This is a genomic window from Dietzia sp. NPDC055343 (genome assembly GCF_053645265.1).
Genome location: NZ_JBSHMJ010000012.1, coordinates 1 through 15917, shown reverse-complemented (window position 1 = coordinate 15917; position 15917 = coordinate 1). Strand labels below are relative to the sequence as shown.

The 15917-nt window shown below is 70.5% G+C and carries 18 protein-coding genes; 10 read left to right on the top strand and 8 right to left on the bottom strand.

The genetic code is table 11. From position 1 onward, the window contains the following. Positions 1 to 40 precede the first annotated feature (40 nt). A complete protein-coding gene (locus ACWIE7_RS07825) occupies positions 41 to 1099 on the bottom strand; it encodes an ABC transporter ATP-binding protein (protein WP_454068958.1) in 1059 nt (352 codons plus the stop codon). Between the two features lie 207 nt (positions 1100 to 1306). Here ACWIE7_RS07825 and ACWIE7_RS07820 point away from each other — a divergent pair, with 207 nt between their 5' ends. Beyond that, positions 1307 to 3430, top strand: a complete 2124-nt coding sequence (locus ACWIE7_RS07820; RefSeq protein WP_454068957.1) for a PhoX family protein — start codon at positions 1307 to 1309, stop codon at positions 3428 to 3430. 191 nt (positions 3431 to 3621) lie between these two features. Here ACWIE7_RS07820 and ACWIE7_RS07815 read toward each other — a convergent pair whose 3' ends face one another. Further along, a complete protein-coding gene (locus ACWIE7_RS07815; RefSeq protein ID WP_454068956.1) occupies positions 3622 to 4437 on the bottom strand; it encodes an alpha/beta fold hydrolase in 816 nt (271 codons plus the stop codon). A 113-nt stretch (positions 4438 to 4550) separates the two neighbouring features. Between ACWIE7_RS07815 and ACWIE7_RS07810 the strand changes: the two genes are divergently transcribed. From ACWIE7_RS07810 to ACWIE7_RS07800, 3 genes are all read left to right on the top strand, one after another. Further along, a complete protein-coding gene (locus ACWIE7_RS07810; RefSeq protein ID WP_454068955.1) occupies positions 4551 to 5102 on the top strand; it encodes a MarR family winged helix-turn-helix transcriptional regulator in 552 nt (183 codons plus the stop codon). Positions 5103 to 5112: 10 nt separating this feature from the next. Beyond that, the gene (locus ACWIE7_RS07805; RefSeq protein ID WP_452098242.1) at positions 5113 to 5787 is read left to right on the top strand and encodes an SDR family oxidoreductase; all 675 of its coding nucleotides are present in this window, start codon (positions 5113 to 5115) and stop codon (positions 5785 to 5787) included. A gap of 104 nt (positions 5788 to 5891) precedes the next feature. Then, a complete protein-coding gene (locus ACWIE7_RS07800) occupies positions 5892 to 6965 on the top strand; it encodes a 2-dehydropantoate 2-reductase (protein ID WP_454068954.1) in 1074 nt (357 codons plus the stop codon). Here the strand turns inward: ACWIE7_RS07800 and ACWIE7_RS07795 are convergent. Together ACWIE7_RS07795 and ACWIE7_RS07790 are read right to left on the bottom strand one after the other, a co-directional pair. After that, positions 6953 to 7234 carry an Lrp/AsnC family transcriptional regulator gene (locus ACWIE7_RS07795; RefSeq protein WP_230929723.1) on the bottom strand — a complete coding sequence of 94 codons (282 nt, stop codon included), beginning with the start codon at positions 7232 to 7234 and terminating at the stop codon, positions 6953 to 6955. The two genes, ACWIE7_RS07800 and ACWIE7_RS07795, sit on opposite strands and share 13 nt — an antisense overlap. A gap of 46 nt (positions 7235 to 7280) precedes the next feature. After that, complete coding sequence (locus ACWIE7_RS07790) at positions 7281 to 7655, bottom strand: nuclear transport factor 2 family protein (protein ID WP_344992077.1); 375 nt, start codon at positions 7653 to 7655, stop codon at positions 7281 to 7283. 201 nt (positions 7656 to 7856) lie between these two features. On the opposite strand from ACWIE7_RS07790, the gene ACWIE7_RS07785 reads away from it, so the two are divergent. After that, positions 7857 to 9290, top strand: coding sequence for a sugar porter family MFS transporter (locus ACWIE7_RS07785; protein WP_452098244.1), 1434 nt, complete (start codon positions 7857 to 7859; stop codon positions 9288 to 9290). A 10-nt stretch (positions 9291 to 9300) separates the two neighbouring features. Here ACWIE7_RS07785 and ACWIE7_RS07780 read toward each other — a convergent pair whose 3' ends face one another. After that, positions 9301 to 9930, bottom strand: a complete 630-nt coding sequence (locus ACWIE7_RS07780; protein WP_454068953.1) for a GyrI-like domain-containing protein — start codon at positions 9928 to 9930, stop codon at positions 9301 to 9303. A gap of 141 nt (positions 9931 to 10071) precedes the next feature. Here ACWIE7_RS07780 and ACWIE7_RS07775 point away from each other — a divergent pair, with 141 nt between their 5' ends. Further along, entirely contained in the window at positions 10072 to 10254 is a 183-nt protein-coding gene (locus ACWIE7_RS07775; RefSeq protein WP_344992068.1) for a hypothetical protein, read from the top strand. After that, the gene (locus ACWIE7_RS07770; RefSeq protein ID WP_454068952.1) at positions 10251 to 11156 is read left to right on the top strand and encodes an MBL fold metallo-hydrolase; all 906 of its coding nucleotides are present in this window, start codon (positions 10251 to 10253) and stop codon (positions 11154 to 11156) included. The genes ACWIE7_RS07775 and ACWIE7_RS07770 overlap by 4 nt, the downstream gene beginning before the upstream one ends. A 7-nt stretch (positions 11157 to 11163) precedes the next feature. On the opposite strand, the gene ACWIE7_RS07765 is transcribed toward ACWIE7_RS07770, so the two are convergent. The 3 genes from ACWIE7_RS07765 to ACWIE7_RS07755 form a co-directional block, all read right to left on the bottom strand. Further along, complete coding sequence (locus tag ACWIE7_RS07765; RefSeq protein ID WP_454068951.1) at positions 11164 to 11559, bottom strand: ArsR/SmtB family transcription factor; 396 nt, start codon at positions 11557 to 11559, stop codon at positions 11164 to 11166. After that, complete coding sequence (locus ACWIE7_RS07760) at positions 11556 to 12032, bottom strand: SRPBCC domain-containing protein (RefSeq protein WP_454068950.1); 477 nt, start codon at positions 12030 to 12032, stop codon at positions 11556 to 11558. Before ACWIE7_RS07760 ends, ACWIE7_RS07765 begins: the two co-directional genes overlap by 4 nt. Before the next feature lie 163 nt (positions 12033 to 12195). Continuing rightward, positions 12196 to 13158 carry an SDR family NAD(P)-dependent oxidoreductase gene (locus ACWIE7_RS07755; RefSeq protein ID WP_344992056.1) on the bottom strand — a complete coding sequence of 321 codons (963 nt, stop codon included), beginning with the start codon at positions 13156 to 13158 and terminating at the stop codon, positions 12196 to 12198. Between the two features lie 43 nt (positions 13159 to 13201). Between ACWIE7_RS07755 and ACWIE7_RS07750 the strand changes: the two genes are divergently transcribed. The 3 genes from ACWIE7_RS07750 to ACWIE7_RS07740 all read left to right on the top strand — a co-directional run. Continuing rightward, positions 13202 to 14554, top strand: coding sequence for a sensor histidine kinase (locus ACWIE7_RS07750; protein ID WP_454068949.1), 1353 nt, complete (start codon positions 13202 to 13204; stop codon positions 14552 to 14554). Then, positions 14551 to 15378, top strand: coding sequence for a response regulator (locus ACWIE7_RS07745; RefSeq protein ID WP_454068948.1), 828 nt, complete (start codon positions 14551 to 14553; stop codon positions 15376 to 15378). The genes ACWIE7_RS07750 and ACWIE7_RS07745 overlap by 4 nt, the downstream gene beginning before the upstream one ends. Positions 15379 to 15755: 377 nt before the next feature. Next, a partial coding sequence (locus ACWIE7_RS07740) for an ATP-binding cassette domain-containing protein (RefSeq protein WP_454069000.1) occupies positions 15756 to 15917 on the top strand: 162 nt, incomplete at its 3' end.

Sequence of the window (15917 nt, the reverse complement as noted above, 5' to 3'; positions counted from 1 at the left end):
TCTGCCCATCCGCGCGGTGAGACCCCCGCGCAGCTGATGCTCAGCGCAGGCGGTCACCCGTCTCGGCGTCGAAGAACCGAACCTGCCCCTCGTGCGCGGCCAGGCGGATGTCCTCGCCCTTGCGCGGGTGGTCGGCCGACTCGGCGCGATAGACGAGCGGGTGCCCGTCGGGCGTCGAGCAGTGCAGGAAACTGTCCGCACCGAGCTCCTCGACCAGGTCGACGACGGCGTGCATTCCCTCCCCGCCCTGCGCGGCCAGACGCAGATGCTCTGGCCGCACGCCGATGGTGACCGTGCCGAGCGCGCCGGCCGGGGCGGGGACCCGCATGCCGTCGAGATCGACGGTCCCGTCGACCACCGGCGCGTCGAACAGGTTCATCGCCGGCGAACCGATGAAGCCGGCCACGAACGCGTTGATCGGGTTCTCGTACAGCTCACGCGGGGCCGCGACCTGCTGGAGACGCCCGTCACGCAGGACCGCCACCCTGTCGCCCATCGTCATGGCCTCGACCTGGTCGTGGGTCACGTAGATCATCGTGGTGTGCAGTTCGCGTTGCAGCTTGGCGATCTGGGCACGCGTGGCCACACGCAGCTTGGCGTCGAGGTTGGACAGCGGCTCGTCCATGAGGAACACCTGCGGGCTCCGTACGATCGCCCGGCCCATCGCCACACGCTGACGCTGGCCGCCCGAGAGTTCCTTGGGCTTGCGGTTCAGGTAGGGCACCAGGTCGAGCATCTCCGCGGCCCTGTCGACCCGCTCGGTGATCTCGGCCTTGGACTTCTTGGCCAGCTTCAGGGCGAAGCCCATGTTCTCGCGGACCGTGTAGTGCGGGTAGAGGGCGTAGTTCTGGAACACCATCGCGATGTCCCGGTCCTTGGGCTCGAGTCCGGTGACGTCCTTGCCGCCGATGGTGATCGTGCCCTGCGTGACCGGCTCCAGGCCGGCGAGCGAACGCAGGATGGTGGACTTGCCGCACCCCGACGGGCCGACGAGGACCAGGAACTCGCCCTCCCCGATGTGCAGGTCCAGCTCGTCGACACTGGGGCGGGTCGCCCCGGGATAGACGATGGACACGTTCTCGAAACTGACTCCGGACACGTTGCGTCACTTTCCCTTCACCGGCAGGAACGTGCCGGACGATCCGAGATTGAGGGTGAACACAGGTGACTGTAGCGACCGAGCGGAGAGTTCACCCGCACTGCGCCCGTAGTTCATCCGGACGTGGCCGCCTCTCTCCCGGCTGGTCGTCCGCCCTTCCTACGGTCACAGGGTTCGCTCAGCCGCAAACGTCTTCAGGGAGAAATGATGTCGATCCGCCGCCTGCTGCCGCTCACCACCTCGGGAGGTGCTGCGCCCGGGATCTCGAACCGCCAGCACATCACCTGTGTCTACAAGTGTGGTGACCAGTGCGCCGCGCCGGTTCCCAACACCACGGGCAACCCGTACTTCGGGGACATCGCCACCGAGATCAGCCGCCGCGGCGCCCTGAAGGCCGCCGGCGTGGTGGCGCTCGCCGTGGGCGCCACGCAGGTGATGCCCGGCGTGGCGGCGGCCCAGGGTTCGGCCGCCGGCTCGCTCGGCGACACGGGATCGCTCGGCGGCAACGGCATCGACACCACATTCACCCCGGTCTCCCCCAACACCGACGACGCCGTGACCGTCCCGGCGGGGTACTCGAGTGACGTGGTGATCCGCTGGGGCGACCCCGTGATCGCCGGCGCGCCCGAGTTCGACTTCGAGAACCAGACCGCCGCCGCGCAGGCCCGGCAGTACGGCTTCAACTGCGACCTCGCCGTGATGTTCCCCATGGACGACCGCGACGAGCGCTTCCTGTTCACCGTGAACCACGAGTACACGACCGAGCCCTCGATGTTCCGCGGCTACGACCCGGAGAATCCGACCCGCGAGCAGGTCGAGATCGCCTGGGCCGCGCACGGCATGTCCGTGGTGGAACTGGCCAGCCGCCCGAACGACGGCGGGCTCGACCCGGTGCTGGGCTCCTACAACCGCCGCATCACCGCGCTGACCCCGTTCGAGCTGCGCGGCCCCGCCGTCGGCCCGCTGACCAGGACCAACGCCGACCCGACCGGCACGCGCGTGCTGGGCACCCTGAACAACTGCGCCGGCGGCCACACCCCGTGGGGCACCGTGCTGTCCGGCGAGGAGAACTTCAACCAGTACTTCGGCACCGCCGGGGCTATCACCGATGCCATGAGGCTCGAGCAGCTGCGTCGCTACGGCATCGCCGCCGAGACGTCCGGCCGGAAGTGGGAGAACTTCGACGACCGCTTCGATCTGGCCAAGGAGCCGAACGAGGTCAACCGCTTCGGCTACGTGGTCGAGGTCGACCCGTGGAACCCGACCTCCACCCCGGTCAAGCACTCCGCCATGGGCCGGTTCAAGCATGAGGGCGCCAGCATCCACGTGACCCCCGGCGGCACCGTGGTGGCCTACTCCGGCGACGACGAGCGCTTCGACTATCTCTACAAGTTCGTCTCGAGCCGCAAGATCAACCCGGGCCAGACCGCCACCGCGCGCGCCGAGAACATGAAGATCCTCGACGAGGGCACCCTCTACGTGGCCACCTTCTCCGGCAACTCCCCGGCCGCCGAGATCGACGGCACCGGCGCCCTGCCCGCCGACGGCCGGTTCGACGGCACCGGCACCTGGATCCCGCTGATGACGGTCACCGCCGACGGCACGGCCGTCTCGCATGTGGACGGCATGACCCCCGAGCAGGTCGCGGTGCACACCCGCATGGCCGGTGACGCGGTGGGCGCCACCAAGATGGACCGTCCCGAGGACGTCGAGCCCAGCCCGACCACCGGCAAGGTCTACATGGCGCTGACCAACAACTCGCAGCGCGGCACCGCCGGCAAGGCCGCCGCCGACGAGGCCAACCCGCGGCACAACAACAAGCACGGCCAGGTCGTGGAGATCACCGACGACCACGCGGGCACCACCTTCGGCTGGAACCTGCTGCTCGTCTGCGGCGACCCGAAGGAGGCCGACACCTACTTCGGCGGCTTCGACAAGTCCAAGGTCAGCCCGATTTCCTGCCCGGACAACGTGGCGTTCGGCCCGGACGGCGGCCTGTGGGTCTCCACCGACGGCAACGCACTCGGCTTCAACGACGGCCTCTACTCCGTCGCCACGTCAGGTCCGAACCGCGGCGAGACCAAGCTGTTCCTCACCGTGCCGATCGGCGCCGAGACGTGCGGCCCGCTGGTTCTCGAGAACCGCGCGATCGTCAACGTCCAGCACCCGGGCGAGAAGGACGGTTCCTCGATCGAGAACCCGGCCTCGCACTGGCCCGACGGCGGCGCCTCGCAGCCGCGGCCCTCGACCGTGGTGGCGTGGAAGAACGGCTTCGGCGGCCGAGCCGGGTCACTGGGCGGCCTGCTGCCGGCGGACCTGCTGGGCTCCTGACCGACCCCGCGCCTCACGCGCACGACATGACGCCCCGCTTCCTCCCGAGGAGGCGGGGCGTCGGTCAGCTACCCAGTCTCTGGGCTTGCGCGCCCAGACTGTGCCCATACGCTGGGGTTACGCGTCCGGAATGAAGCAAAGCCGACGCGTAACCCCGCCGGCCATGAGCAAAGAGGACGCGCATGCGCGGGTTACCGGGCGGGGGCGAGCTCGCGGTCGCGGGCCAGGCCGCGCTCAACTGTGGCCGCGATCGATGCGGCGACGCCCTCCGGATCGTCGGACATCGGCACGTGCCCGTCGGCGGAGGTCTCGATCCGCGCGCGCGGGAACAGCCGCGCCGCGAGCCGTCGCTGCGCCGCGGGGAGCACCAGGTCGAACCGGCCCCAGCGGATGGTCAACGGCACGTCCTCGTCGACGGGCGCGGTGAACACGAACGCGCGCCGGTCGGCCCGGTCGAGCACCGTGTTGGTGATGATCGCCTCGCCGTCGATCGCCGCTGCCTCGGCCGGGTAGCGCCACGGCCGCGCGCAGAAGGCACCCATCATCACCGCGCGCCCCGCCGCCCGCTGCGACACCGCGGGGATGTGACGGCCGAGCTTGCCGGCGACGCGCTGGAGGCTGTGGAACACGGTGATCGTGTAGCGCCAGTCGGCGTCAGATCTGAAGAATCCCGCAGGTGAGAGGGCCGTGGCGCTGTGCGCGTGCCCGCGGGCCGCCATCTCCAGCGCGAGGAAGCCGCCGAGGGAGTTTCCGGCGAAGTGCGCGCGCTCGCCGGGCGGGACGATGTCCTCCAGCATGGTGGTGAGCTGATCGACCATGTACTCCAGCGGGTCGCCCTCGGTCGGCAGGTCCGGGGAGAGGCCGTGGCTCGGCAGGTCCACGATCACCAGCCGGTACCGGTCCTCCAGCAGCGGGACGACGGGGTCCCAGGCGTGCCCACGGTGGCAGACCCCGTGGATGAGAACGACGGTCGGCCCGGTGCCCGTGACGCGGTGATACAGATCCATTCGTCAAGTATCACCCGGGAGGCCGGGGTGATGCCCCATGACGGCAAAAAATCATGTTTACATTCCGGTCGACGGGGCTTCGGGGGAAGTCGGTGTCGAGGGGGCTGGTGTAGATGGAGACGACGAGAGAGCCCGTAGCCACCACGGGCGGTGAGCCTCAGGCCTCCCCGGGGACCGCCGTGACGGCCGGGGAGCCGTCGGCTGCGGACCCGGCGCCGCCGGCCGCACACGACGGGCCGGCGCTCGAGCTGGCGACTCTGTTCCGGCCCATCATGCTGCGCCTGGACCTACTGGTCCGCCGGCAGAACACCCAGTACGAGTTGAGCCGGGCACAGACCTCGATCCTGCACACGTTGGCCAACCACGGACCGCTGCGCATGTCCTACCTGGCCCGCCTGGAGAACGTCCGCGTCCCCACCACCAGCAACTCGGTGAGCGTGATCGAGTCGATGGGCTACGTCACGCGGATCCCGGACGAGGCGGATCGTCGCGGGGTCAGCGTCGCGCTGACCGACCTGGGCCGGGACCGCATCAAGCAGGTCCTCATGGACCGGGACCGCGACTTCGCCGAACAGCTGTCCCGCCTGTCCCCGGAGCATCGCGCCGTGCTCGCCGACGCCGTCCCCGCCCTCACTTCCCTGCTCGACGCCTTCGACGCCGACTAGCCTCGGCGGCATGAGCACTGTCCTCGTCACCGGCGCCTCCCGCGGGATCGGGGCCGCCACCGCCCGCGCCCTGTCCGAATCGCACGACCTCGTCCTGGTGGGACGCGACACCGACGCGCTGAACGCGGTCGCCGGCGACTGCCGGTCGGCCAGGGTCGTGACCGCCGACCTCTCGTCCGCCGACGGGCCCGCACTGGCCGCGGCCGGGATCGACACCCTCGACGGGCTCGTCCATTGCGCGGGCATCGCCGAGCTGGGCCGGATCGCCGACACGGAGGCCGACCAGTGGCGCCGCGCCTTCGAGGTCAATGTGGTCGCGGTCCTCGAGCTGACGCGGGCTCTCCTCCCGTCGCTGCGTACGGCTCGGGGCCACGTCGTCGTCGTCAACTCCGGCGCGGGGTACACCGCCAAGGCCGGCTGGGGCTCCTACGCGGCTTCCAAGTTCGCCCTGCGCGCCTTCTCCGACGTGCTCCGTCAGGAGGAGCCGGACCTGCGCGTCACGTCCGTCCACCCCGGGCGCGTCGACACCGACATGCAGCGCGCGATCGTCGCCGACGAGGGCGGCACCTACGACCCGGGCGCGTTCCTCACACCCGAGTCGGTGGCCGCGGCGATCCGGCAGGCGTTGGACGCGACACCCGACGCGCACCCCACCGAGGTCGTCCTGCGGCCCCGCCCGCACTGACCCGACGCTGACGCGACACCCATCCGGAACCGAGGCGGCGCCGAGGGAAAGGTCCCCCGTTCCGGCTGCCGAAGTCCCGCGCGTGTCGTACCGTCAACATCATCATGACCAGCCCGGACAGCCCTCTGCGCGTCACCGTGATCGGTGCGGGGGTCGTCGGCTGCTACCTCGGCGGCCGGCTCGCCCGCCACGCCGACGTGACGCTCGTCGGGCGCGCGCACGTGCTCGATCCGATCCGCGCTGTGGGGCTGACAGTGGAGTCCGGCGACGGCCAAGGGGATCGCCTGCATCTGCCGCCCGACTCGCTCACCCTGACCGAGTCCCCCGAGGCGGTTCGGCGCTCCGACGTGATCCTGGTGACCACCAAGGCCGCGCAGACCGGGGAGGCCACCGCGGCGTTCCTGCCGTTCCTGCGACCAGGTTCGCTGATCGTGGGGCTGCAGAACGGGCTGCACTCGGCCGACCGGATCCGTGACGACGTGGACGTGGCGCCCGTGATCGCGGGCACCGTGCCGTTCAACGTGGCGCGGACCGGTCCCGCGACGTACCGGCGTACCTCTCGCGGGGAGATCCGGATCGCCGACCATGCGGCCGCGGCGCCGTTGCTGGAGGTGTTCGCCACCGCCGGGCTGGCCGCGCGCCCCACCGACGACATCCAGGCCGTCCTGCACGGCAAGGTGCTACTCAACATGAACAACGCCGTGCAGGCCCTGTCTGGGCTGCCGCTGCGCACCGAGCTGCTCAACCGAGATTTCCGACGATGCGTGGCGCTGTGCCAGGCGGAGGCCAGCCGGGTGTTCACGGCGGCCGGCGTGGTGCCGCGGGTTCCGCTCCCGGTCCCGGCCGGGATGCTGCCGACGATCATGCGGCTGCCGACGCCCGCGTTCAGTCGGCTGGCGCGCGCGGTGCTCCGCGTCGACCCCGACGGGACCTCGTCGATGCACGACGACCTCGAGCGCGGTCGGCCCACCGAGATCGGGATCCTGCAGGGCGAGGTGGTGCGCATGGGTCGGCGGCTCGGCGTGGAGGCGCCGGCCTGTGCCCGCATCGTCGAATTGGTGCACGAGGCCGAAAGGGCCGGGCCCGACAGGCGGCAGTGGACCGGCCCGCAGTTGCTGTCCGACCTCCGGCGCGCCCAGCGGCGGGCGCGGCGGCTGGCCCGGGCTCAGTCGTCGTAGCCGAGCGAGAACGCCGCCTCGAGATCGTGCTTGGACTGGGTCCGGAACGCGATGTGGGTCTCCGTGTCCAGCACGCCCGGGACCTTGTTGAGGCGGTCCGACACGACGTCCGCGATCTCCTCGTTTCGACGCGCGCGCACAAGCACGATCAGGTCGATGGTCCCGGTGACCGAGTAGACCTCGGACACACCGTCGATCTCGGCGATGGCGGAGGCCACCTCGGGGATCCGCGCCGTCTCGGCGTGGACGAAGACGATTGCGGTAATCATGCGATCCAGGCTAGTCGAGCGGGCCGATCGCGCACGCGGGGAACCGTCAGCTCATGTTCTCCGGGGTCCAGTAGGCCCGCATGGACACGACCTTGCCCTGCTCGTCGTGGGTCATCAGGTCCCACACGTTGATGGTGGCCTTGGAGCCCTCGTCGAAGTGCGTGGTGATCTCGAAGTTGAACAGCAGGTCGTTGCCGCAGGCCCGGGCCTCGAGCACCCGGCCGTCGATCTTCAGTGCCACCACGGAGGCGTAGAACTCGCGGATCGCGGCGGCGCCCTCGTGGACGGTGCCGCCGCCGACCGGGTCCTCGACGGTGGCGTTCTCTGCGTAGAGCGCCATGACCGCCTCGAGGTCGCCGGCAGTGAGCGCGGCGATGTAGGAGTCGGCGGTGGCGCGGATCTGCTCGGGGGTGACGCTCACGGTGGGTGCCCTTTCGATGACGACGACGAAGTGCCCCTCAGCCTAGAACGTGTTCTCGTCGCGCGGGCTCGTACAGCTCGGACCACAGCCGACCATGGTGTGACTTGCGACACTTCCACCCCGTGCCTACCCTCCTCTCACCACCTGTAGCAGAGCCAGTCGGCGCGGCCCCGGTTCACCGGGCCGGGGAGCGGGGTACGCATGTCCACTCAGAACACCGCCGGGCCGCGGCCCGGGGAGGAGTCGTTCCACACCGGCCGGGTGGTGATCATCTCCCTGGTCGCGGCGCTGGGCGGCTTCCTGTTCGGCTTCGACACCGCGGTCATCAACGGCGCCGTCGACGCCGTGCAGGAGAGCTTCGGCATGGGGGCCGGGCTGACCGGGTTCGCCGTCTCCTCTGCGTTGCTCGGGTGTATCGCCGGCGCGTTCCTCGCGGGCCGTCTCGCCGACCGGTGGGGACGCACCCGGGTGATGGTCCTGGCGTCGGTGCTGTTCACCGTGAGCGCGCTGGGGTCGGGCCTGGCCGTGAGCCCGTGGGACCTCATCGTCTGGCGGGTCATCGGCGGACTGGGCGTCGGCGCGGCGTCGGTGATCGCGCCCGCGTACATCGCGGAGGTCGCCCCACCGGCGATCCGCGGCCGGCTCGGTTCGCTGCAACAGTTGGCGATCGTCTCCGGGATCTTCGTGGCCCTGCTCTCGGACGCGTGGCTGGCCGGGGTGGCCGGGGGCGCGATCGAGCAGCTGTGGCTCGGCGCGGCGGCGTGGCGGTGGATGTTCTGGGCCGAGCTCATCCCGGCGGTGGCGTACGGGGTGCTGGCGCTGACCATCCCCGAGTCGCCGCGCTATCTGGTGGGCCGGGGGCAGCTGGACCGCGCGAAGGCCGTGCTGCGCTCCCTCCAGGACGGCGGGGTCGACGACCGGATCCGGGAGATCCGCGGCACCCTGCGCGAGGACCGCAAGCGCACGTGGCGCGACCTCGTCACCCCGGGCGGGAGGAACCTGCTGCCCATCGTGTGGATCGGCATCGTACTGTCGGTCTTCCAGCAGGCCGTGGGCATCAACGTGATCTTCTACTACTCCACGTCGCTGTGGCAGTCGGTCGGGTTCACGGAGGCGGATGCGCTCACGCAGACGGTCATCACGTCGGTCACGAACATCGTCGTGACGGTGGTGGCTATCGCGCTCATCGACCGGATCGGGCGGCGGCGACTGCTCATGATCGGCTCGGTGGGCATGACGGTGTCGCTGGCGTTGATGGCCGCGATGTTCAGTCAGGCCACCATGGCCCCGGGCGCGGACGGCGAGCTCGCCCCGCAGCTCGGCGACGTCCAGGGCCTGATCGCGCTGATCGCGGCCAACGGTTTCGTGGTGTTCTTCGGGATGTCGTGGGGCCCGGCGGTGTGGGTGCTGCTCGGCGAGATGTTCAACAACCGCATCCGCACCACCGCGTTGGGGCTGGCCGCGGCCGCGCAGTGGGGCGCGAACTTCGCCGTTTCGACGGCCTTCCCACCGATGGCCGAGCTCAGTCTCACGTTCACCTACGGCTTCTACGCGGTGGCGGCGCTGCTGTCGCTGCTCTTCGTGGCCCGATTCATCCCGGAGACGAACGGCCGGTCGCTGGAAGACATCGAGTAACCGGCCGCGGTCAGGCGGCGTCGTCGGGCGTGCGAACCACGCAGTACAGGTCGGTTCGCAGGTCCGCCGGGTCCATGTCGGGCGACGGCTCGGTCACGTAGGCCTCCCAGAACGGGATGCCCGGCGCCCATCCCATCGCCCCCAGCTCGCCCAGGAACTCGCCCCAGGCCCGCCCGAGCCCGTCGAACCCGCCGAGGTGGCTGGTCACCGCGACGTCGGCGGCGGGCAGGACCGAGGCGACCACGCGGAGGCCGTCGACCTCCACGATTTCGGCGCCGATCTGGGCGAGCAGCAGTCCGTCCAGCGGGAACCCGATCTCCACGTCGGCCACGGCGTCGGCGCCGTCGGTCAGTCGTGTGTACAGCGCGAACGCCGGGCCCGCCGGGGTGAGTCCGCGCGCGAACGCCGCGGGGAACGCCGTGCCGAACACCGCGTCGAACAGGCCGGCGATGGTGGCCATGGGCACGTCGGCGGCGCGCACGACGGCCGTCGGCACGGCCGGGGCGCGCAGGAGCCGGATGCCGTCGACGGGCTGGTCGCCCAACCCCGGGTAACCATGGGGCGCGTCCTCGCGGGCGGCGGGGCCCTCCGGAACCGCGGGTGAACCGTCGTGTGACGGAGTGGATGACGACGACGACATGGTGTGCCTTCCTCTGTGGGGCGATGCCGCTCCCCAGTGTGCTCTCGCGCCGTGCCGGAAGGAGGGAATACCGATCATCGGGAGATCGCGATGTGCCCGGGCCGGGTGCGGTGGCGGCTCGCGAGGAGGACACTCGAGGACATGTCGATGTTCCGCCTCCGCACCCCTGACCGCACGATCGACCTCGGTGAATTCGACAATGCTCAGGAAGCGCTCGAGTCCGCCGCCGACCGCCAACGCGAGGACCGCCCCTCGGACGGTGTCCTGGAGGTGGAGGTGGGCGGTGAATGGCATCCGGTCGACACCGAGGGCGACATCTCGTGACGGGGCCGGTTGGGGATCCGTCCTCCGGCCAGGGGTCGGTCACGCAGTGCGCGACGTGCGGTGTCGAGCGTTCCGCGCCGCTGCCGGAGGTGTGCCCGATCTGCGCTGACGAGCGCCAGTTCGTGCCGTCGGACGGTCAGCGGTGGACCACGCCCGAGCAGTCGCGGGCGGGTGGCGCGGCGATCGAATTCGTCGAACGCGAACCGGACGTCATCATGCTCGTGCAGAAGAACTGCCCCGGGATCGGCCAGAAGCCCGCTCTCTTCCGCACGGATAGCGGCAACGTCCTGGTGGAGGTGCCCAACGTCATCACCGACGAGGCCGTGGCGGCGGTCCGCGGCTGGGGCGGGCTGGCGGCGATCATCGCCTCGCATCCGCACATGTACGGGGTGCAGTCGCTGTGGTCGGAGGCGTTCGACAACTGCCCGGTCTACGTCTCCGCGGCCGATGAGCAGTGGCTGGGACTTCGGCCACGCAACACCGTGGTGTGGGGCGGACGGAACGACGGGACGGTCGGTGACGATGGCTCGGTGGCCCCGGACCGGGATGCCGAGATCGACCTACTTCCCGGGGTACGCGCCTCCCAGCCCGGTGGACACTTCCCGGGCAGCGCGGTCGTGCACTGGACCGCTCCCGACGGCGAGGGCGTGCTGTTCACCGGCGACACGATCGGCACGGTCGCCGATCCCGCCTGGGTGACGTTCATGCGCTCGTTCCCCAACTGGATGCCGCTGTCCGCGGCGGTGGTTCGACGGATCGCCGACCACGTGGGCCGCTACGACTTCGACCGGATCTACGGCAACTTCGGCGGCTGTGTCCCGCATGACGCCCGGGCCGCGGTGCTGCGGTCGGCAGAGCGCTACGCCGCCTGGGTCGACGGCGAGTACGACAACCTCACCTGACCTGCACTCACCGGGGGCGCTGGTCCTCGCGTTCGGCGAGCCGGCGGACCTGCTCGAGTCGCCGGTCCCACCCGTCCGCCACGGTTCCGAGGAGGTCCGAGATCTCACGGATGCGGCCGGGGTGTACTGCGTGGACCTGTCGTCGCCCGTCGGCCCTGGCCCAGACCATGTCGGCGTCCGCCAGTATCCGAAGATGCTTGGCGACGGCCTGGCGGCTGATCCCCAGGTCGCGCGCCACCGCACCGGCGTCGTCCGGTTGATCGGCCAACCGCACGATGATCTGCCTGCGGGTCCGATCGCCGAGCGCCGTGAAGACGTCGTCGGCGTCGGGAGCGAGAAGGCCGGCGAGAGCAGCAACCGGCCCGGCAACCGGGTCGCCCGGTCCGGGTGGGACTCCACTCACACCAGAGCCTCGGCCCGATCCCGTGCGAGCCCGAGCTCGATCACCCAGCCCTCGGAGTTCTCCTCGAATCGGCGGCGTCGGACGACCGCGTCGTCGTGGAGTGCGGCGAACCCCGTCTCGCGGACGGTCAGCAGAACACCGGTGCCGTCGGGCTCGACGGTGAACTCGACTGTGTTCACAGGGTCACCGGCGGCGATCTCACCCGCTTGCCCGCTCAGCCACTCGAACACCGCACGGTGCGGCGGTTCGAGTGTCACGGTGCGGAGGCTGAACTCGCCGTGGACGGGGTCGACCACCCGCGCGACGTCGCCGTCGGTGGTGATCTCGTGTTCAGCCCAGGAGCCCTCGTTGATGAACCACCCGGGCTCGGCGATGATCTCCCACACCACCCGGGCGTCGGCGTCGATGTGGATGCTGCGGCGGATCTCGTCCGGCACATCCTCGATGGTTGTCTGTGCGTCTGGATCGGTCATGTCACGCACCTCCCGAGGACAACGATTGCATGCCGAAGGCGATACTGCAACCATTTGGTTGCATTATCTGTCGACCCGCGCGCCCTCCGGACTTGTACACGCCTTCGACACGTCCAAGAAACGTGTACACGAAACCGCGATTCGTGTACACGTTCACCGGCTGCTATCGGGACTTTGCGGTCTCCTCCTCGGAGAATTCCCAGAACCGCTCGGCCAGCGCCGGGTCCGACGCCTCGGCGCTTCGACCGATGAGCGTCGGCATCCCGCGCAGGTGCCGCATCGCGTCCGGGCCGGTGTAGCTGCACGGCGGCAGCGGCCGGGTCGCGGCGTACATCGTGGTGAGCGCCGCCTGGGCCGCAGGCTGGGCGAACACCGAGCACACGCGGGTGATCACGCTGTCGAGCGCCGCGTTGCCGGTGGCGTTGGAGATTCCCGTGGCAGCCCACCCCGGGTGCGTGAGCTGCACATCCACCCCGGCGGCGCCGGCCTCGGCCCGCCCGTCCCGCATCCGCTGGTCCAGCGCGAGCCCCCACAGCATGTCCCCGAGCTTGGACTGGGCGTAAGCGCTGGCCGGGGTCCAGCGGCGGTGGCGGAAGTGCGGGTCGCCGAAGTCGAACGACGTCGCCTTGTGTGCATTCGAGCCCACGATCACCACCCGCCGCTGCACGAGCGGGAGCACGAGGTCCGTGAACAGGAATGGGCCCAGTACGTTGACCCCGAGAAGCATCTCGAAGCCGTCAGCGGTCTCGCGGCGGCGCGGCGTGATGGCCCCGGCGTTGTTGACCAGCACGTCGATCCGCTCCGGACCGAACTCCTCGCCACCGCGAACGTCGTCGTGAACGTCTCCGTGGCGACCGGCCTCGTCGTCGCCCCTATCCCCCAGCAGCTCGGAGGCCGCGCGCCGCACGCTCGCCAGTGACGCGAGGTCCAACTCCACCACGCGGGATGGCCCGGGCAGCGCGGCGGCCACCTCACGCCCGCGCGCGGTGTCGCGGACGGCAAGGATCACCCGGGCGCCGTGCCGTGATGCGGACCGCGCGGTCTCGAGGCCGACCCCGCTGGTCGCGCCGGTGATCAGCCACGTCTGGCCGGACAGGTCTGGGATGTCGATGCTCTTGGCAGGCACGCGCCCACGATACGTAGCGCGGCGTGCCGATAGGCTCGTATCCGTGTGGTCCCGCCTGAACCGCCTCTTCGACGCCGAGGACCCGTGGATCCGTCCGCTACCTCCCGGTTACCTCCGCGCCGACATCACTCTCGCCGTGGTGATGTTCGCGTGCTCGGCGCTGGGCATCGAGATCCTGCGCAGCATGGGCGTCCTGGAAGGGGAGACCGCTCCGATCTGGGGCCAGTACTTGTCGATGGCCACCGCGGCCGCGCTCCTGGCGATCCGCCGCCGCCTCCCGCTGACGACCGGGATCGCGGCGACGCTACATCTGTTGATTCTGGGCAGCGTGATGCCGATCGTCATGGGCCAGTTGTCCCAACAGGTGCTGTACTTCGTTGCGGTCTACTCGTGCGTGGCCTGGGCGAGGGACCGCCGTGCGCTGGTGGGGGTCGCGGCCGGAATCGCGGCGGCACTGGGCGTGTGGATGGCCTGGTACCTGGCCCTGGGCTCGGGCATGCAGCAGATCCTCGATGCGGTGTCGGAGACCGACCACGCCGGCGGCCTGTTCCCCGCCGTGCCCTCCTATCTCGTCTACACCGCCCTGATCAACGTCGTGTATTTCGGCGGCGCCGCCGCGCTCGGCATCAGCGCGTGGCGGTCGGCGCACCGTCAGTTCGCGCTCCGGGAGCAGGCGCTGACCATCGAGCGCCAGGCCGAGGCCCTGCGTGATGCCGCGGTCACCGAGGAGCGGCTACGGATCGCGCGCGAGCTGCATGACGTGGTGGCCCACCACATCGCGGCGATCGGGGTCCAGGCCGCCGCCGCGCGCCGGGTGATGGACCGCAACCCGGAGGCCGCCGCCGAGGCGCTGCGCACGATCGAGGGCTCCTCGCGGTCGGCGGTCGGCGAGATGCGGGCGCTGCTCGGCGCGCTGCGCTCGGAGGAGGCCGCCCCCGTCCCGGCGGCGGACACCGGGTCGCGCTCCGCCGGCCACGGCCTCGACGAGCTGGCCACACTGGTGGCCTCCCACGACACCGCCGGCTTCGCGACCAGCTATGACGTCGCCGTCGACCCCTCCCATCCGGTCGCCGAGGTCCCACCGCTGACCGGCTCGTCGCTGTACCGCACGGTGCAGGAGGCGCTGGCCAACGTCCGCCGGCACTCCACCGCGACCCGCGCGAGCGTGGTCCTGCGCACCGGCGAGCGCCCCGACCATACTCCCTACGTGGAGGTCGAGATCCTCGACGAGGGCCGGCCGCGCCCCGGCACCTCCGGCAGCGGCCTGGGCCTGCTCGGGATGCGCGAGCGCGTCCGCTCCCACCACGGTGAATGCCAGATCGGCCCCCGGGTGACCGGGGGTTACCGCGTGCGGGTCCGCCTGCCGTACGGCGCCGGCGATGAGGAGGAGCGATGACGACGACACCACCACCGCCACCGCCTCCACCCGAGAACGACGGCAGCGGCCCGGAGTCCGACCAGGCCTGCCCCGGGGTACTGCGAGTGCTCGTGGTGGACGACCAGCCGCTGATGCGATCCGGGTTCTCGATGATGCTCAGCGCCGAGGACGACATCGAGGTGATCGGCGACGCCGCCGACGGTGCGGCCGCGATCGAGGCGTGCCGCGAACTCCGACCCGACGTGGTGCTCATGGACGTGCAGATGCCCGGGATGGACGGCATCGAGGCGACCACCCGGATCGTGGACGAAGGCCTGTCCAGCGTGCTCATCCTCACGACCTTCGACCGCGACGACTACCTCTTCGACGCCCTCCGCGCCGGCGCCGGCGGCTTCCTGCTCAAGAACTCCGACCCCGACGACCTGGTGGACGGCATCCGGGCCGTCGCCCACGGGCACGCCCTGCTCGCGCCCGAGGTGACCCGCCGGGTGATCGAGAAGATGACCGCCTTGCCGGCTGATTCCGGCGACGCAGGTCTCTGCGATGTTGCCGGTGAAGGCATCGCGGGCGACGGCCTCGTCGTCGACACCGGCGCCCCGACCACGCACCGCGGCCCGGCCGCGTCCTCCCCCACGCTCGACGCGCTGACCGCGCGCGAACGCGAGGTCCTGCGGCACGTCGCGCGGGGGCTGTCCAACGCGGAGATCGCCGCCGAACTCGTGGTGGGCGAGGCGACCGTCAAGTCCCACGTCTCGGCGTGCCTGTCCAAACTGCACCTTCGCGACCGTGTGCAGGCCGTGGTCCTGGCATACGAGGCCGGACTCGTCCGGCCCGGCGACTAACCGCCGGAATACAGAACAAGCCCGGGATCTACACCCTTCTGCTCCACAGTCCAGACAAAACACCCCCGACCACCAACAAGGGCTCGGTGGCCGCCCCCACCGTCATCACGTCGGAGCGCTCTCTACGACTGGTCTGAACCCAGGGCGATCGACGCCGAGGACGCCCACCCCGCGACGCGATCTCGTCGCGGGCGGGCGGCCGGTCTCGTCGTCGTCAAATATCTCTCCTCCTCAAGGGGGAGACGAGTACCGCTGCCCTGCACCGATTTCCCCCTCACGACTGATCCACTTCGCCGCGCCGCGCCATAACGTCATGGGTGTCATCAGGACAATCGACCGGCGGCCTCAGAAGGGACGGCTGGTCAGGGAAGGACACCATGCTCCGCATCGACGGACTGACCAGACGCTTCGGCGACACCGTCGCAGTGAACGACGTCGAGTTCATGGTTCCACGTGGAACCATGACCGGCTTCGTGGGCGGCAACGGCGCCGGCAAGACCACCACCATGCGCATGATCATGGGCGTCCTGCAGCCCACC

What these genes read in the sequence shown, in the direction of transcription:
- ACWIE7_RS07820 (WP_454068957.1), top strand. Translation starts at nt 1,307, where the DNA reads ATGTCGATCCGCCGCCTGCTGCCGCTCACCACCTCGGGAGGTGCTGCG.
- ACWIE7_RS07815 (WP_454068956.1), bottom strand. Translation starts at nt 4,437, where the DNA reads ATGGATCTGTATCACCGCGTCACGGGCACCGGGCCGACCGTCGTTCTC.
- ACWIE7_RS07805 (WP_452098242.1), top strand. Translation starts at nt 5,113, where the DNA reads ATGAGCACTGTCCTCGTCACCGGCGCCTCCCGCGGGATCGGGGCCGCC.
- ACWIE7_RS07785 (WP_452098244.1), top strand. Translation starts at nt 7,857, where the DNA reads ATGTCCACTCAGAACACCGCCGGGCCGCGGCCCGGGGAGGAGTCGTTC.
- ACWIE7_RS07800 (WP_454068954.1), top strand. Translation starts at nt 5,892, where the DNA reads ATGACCAGCCCGGACAGCCCTCTGCGCGTCACCGTGATCGGTGCGGGG.
- ACWIE7_RS07745 (WP_454068948.1), top strand. Translation starts at nt 14,551, where the DNA reads ATGACGACGACACCACCACCGCCACCGCCTCCACCCGAGAACGACGGC.
- ACWIE7_RS07780 (WP_454068953.1), bottom strand. Translation starts at nt 9,930, where the DNA reads ATGTCGTCGTCGTCATCCACTCCGTCACACGACGGTTCACCCGCGGTT.
- ACWIE7_RS07810 (WP_454068955.1), top strand. Translation starts at nt 4,551, where the DNA reads ATGGAGACGACGAGAGAGCCCGTAGCCACCACGGGCGGTGAGCCTCAG.
- ACWIE7_RS07775 (WP_344992068.1), top strand. Translation starts at nt 10,072, where the DNA reads ATGTCGATGTTCCGCCTCCGCACCCCTGACCGCACGATCGACCTCGGT.
- ACWIE7_RS07795 (WP_230929723.1), bottom strand. Translation starts at nt 7,234, where the DNA reads ATGATTACCGCAATCGTCTTCGTCCACGCCGAGACGGCGCGGATCCCC.
- ACWIE7_RS07760 (WP_454068950.1), bottom strand. Translation starts at nt 12,032, where the DNA reads ATGACCGATCCAGACGCACAGACAACCATCGAGGATGTGCCGGACGAG.